The 2,546-nt window shown below is 46.9% G+C and carries 2 protein-coding genes; both read left to right on the top strand.

Annotation, left to right across the window (positions count from 1 at the left end; genetic code table 11):
* The first annotated feature begins 247 nt into the window (after nt 1-247).
* Nucleotides 248-1,483, top strand: a complete 1,236-nt coding sequence (gene fabF / locus AB1466_05160; protein ID MEW6189482.1) for a beta-ketoacyl-ACP synthase II — start codon at nt 248-250, stop codon at nt 1,481-1,483.
* 241 nt (nt 1,484-1,724) lie between these two features.
* Nucleotides 1,725-2,441, top strand: a complete 717-nt coding sequence (rnc, locus tag AB1466_05155) for a ribonuclease III (GenBank protein MEW6189481.1) — start codon at nt 1,725-1,727, stop codon at nt 2,439-2,441.
* Nucleotides 2,442-2,546: the final 105 nt, after the last annotated feature.

Raw genomic sequence — 2,546 nt, 5'->3', positions numbered from 1 at the left:
AAGAATCGATGCCTTAAGGGAAGAATTGGCATTGGATAAAAGCCTAAGAGAGGAAATGGAGGCAAAGGAGGTAGTCAACGTCTAATGCCGGGCTTCTCGTTTTTACAGGAAACAAAGGACTTGACCTAATGCTCTGCTGCTATCGCAAACTTTAAATTTTTCATTAAAATCTTGGACTCAAGTTTATGGGATTTTAGCTTCGCAAGTTAAATTTTGCCAAGTACAGCAATATGTTTAGGGGTTAAAGATGGAAAGAAGAGTTGCAATCACGGGTCTTGGACCGGTAACTCCAGTTGGAATTGGTAAGGAAGCTTACTGGCAATCTTTAGTAATGGGTAAATCGGGTATCTCTGAAATCACTCACTTCGATGCCAGTGAGTATCCCACCCGTATAGCCGGAGAGATACGAAATTTTAATTCCGGCGATTTTATGGAACCCAAAGAGGCAAAACGCATGGATCGCTTCACCCAATTCGCCATCGCTGCCACCAAACTTGCTCTGGACGACGCAAAACTCAAGATCACTGCATCCATAGCTGAGCGGGTGGGTGTCGTAATCGGTTCTGGTATTGGGGGACTCGGAACCCTCGAGGAACAATACAAAATCCTGTTGGAAAAGGGACCACGCAGAGTGAGCCCATATCTTATCCCTATGATGATCTGTGATTTAGCTGCGGGGCAGGTTTCCATCTTCTTCGGAGCCAAAGGTCCAAATGCCTGCGTGGTTACCGCTTGTGCCACAAGCACCCATGCCATTGGCGATGCCTTCGAAATGATCAAAAGGGGAATCGCCGATATCTGCATCGCTGGAGGTTCAGAGGCTTGTATCACCCCTCTTGGTGTTTCCGGTTTCTGCGCCTGTAGAGCGTTATCGAGACGCAATGACGAACCCACGCGTGCCAGCAGGCCCTTCGATGCCGAGCGAGATGGATTCGTCATGTCCGAAGGTGCGGGCATCGTTATTCTTGAAACCTTGGAAAGTGCCCGATCCCGAGGTGCACACATCTATGCAGAGGTCGTTGGATATGGTCTAACGGGGGATGCTTACCACATCACTGCACCATCTCCAACCGGGGAAGGTGCAGCTCGATCAATGCGGATGGCCCTAGACGAGGCTGATCTTTCCCCCGAACAAGTGGACTACATAAATGCACATGGAACTTCCACCCCCTATAATGACGAATTTGAAACTATGGCCATAAAAAAGGTATTTGGAAAACACGCCTATGAACTCCTGGTGAGCTCAACAAAATCGATGACGGGACATCTTCTGGGAGCAGCGGGCGCCATAGAATTGATCGCCTGTGCCATGGCTATTGAGACTGGGATCGTTCCCCCCACCATAAATTTGGAGAAACCCGATCCCCTCTGCGACTTAAATTATGTTCCCAACGTAGCCGTAAAAAGGGATGTTTCCGTAGCCATGTCTAACTCTCTGGGATTCGGTGGACATAATGCTACACTGGTTATAAGAAGATTATAGCCTAGACATAATTCACTCTTGATAATTCGATAAGAGTATCCTGGAAGGCGCATCTGCAAGAACCGTTAAGCGAGCAAGGTTCGAACGACGGCGGCAATGGCCCGACCCGAACTTATGGAGGGCGTTCGCCCTTAAGAGAGTAGCGAGTAGGCTCGCAGCAACCGCGCCCGTAAGGATGGCTCTTAGAGATCACTCTATTTATATCTAGGCACAAGAAGATCTAATAGAAAGGTTGTGAGGCATTCTGCAGATCGAAGGAAAAAATAAAATCGCCAAAGCGGAGAAGTGCCTCGGCATCATTTTCTCCAATAAGAATTTCCTCAAGCGGGCTTTAACTCATAGTTCTTTTGCCTTTGAAATGGGTGTAGATGCGAGGGAGGTTTATGAGCGGCTGGAGTTCCTGGGTGATGCCATTCTTAATTTCGTGATCACAGATTTTATCTTTCACCGTTTCCCTAAATTTAACGAGGGAGAATTGGCAAAATTCAGAGCAAAATTGGTTAACTCTGAAGCTTTGGCTAAAGTGGCTCAAGGGATCGGCCTGGGTGAATTCATTTTTATGGGCAAAGGAGCCGAACTCACTGGAGGGAGAGAAAGGACATCCATCCTCGCAGATTGTTTTGAAGCCATATTGGGAGCCATATATCTTGATCAAGGTTTAAGCGCAGTTAGAGAATTCATCCTCAAAAAATTCAAGGATAAAATCTTCGAGCAGGCCTCCAAGGAATTCTCGGATTTTAAAACGAATCTCCAGGAATACACCATGGAGAAACTGGGGGTAGTACCCGAATACCAGATTACCCGTGAAGAAGGGCCTGTTCACGAGAGAATTTTTCATGCAGAAGTTCTGGTCCAAGGCAAAGTGATGGGCAAAGGAACCGGTCGGAGCAAGAAAAAAGCAGAACAAAGAGCAGCCCAAGAAGCTTTGGAAGCACTACGAAGAGAAAATATTGGTTAATCCCTTATTTCCACGGTAACCCAGCATTTTCCGAATCTTACGGCCTCAGCGTGAGTGTTGAAACATAGATCAATTTTATAACCTTTGATGGATCTGCCAACGTCG

Source organism: Actinomycetota bacterium, from assembly GCA_040755895.1.
Classification (GTDB): Bacteria; Actinomycetota; Aquicultoria; order Subteraquimicrobiales; family Subteraquimicrobiaceae; genus Subteraquimicrobium.
Note: the sequence above shows the minus strand (reverse complement) of the source record. Positions and strands in the feature narration are given on the sequence as shown.

Bases quoted from the DNA above. Each gene is read 5' to 3' on its own strand.
- fabF (MEW6189482.1), top strand. From the start codon at position 248: ATGGAAAGAAGAGTTGCAATCACGGGTCTTGGACCGGTAACTCCAGTT.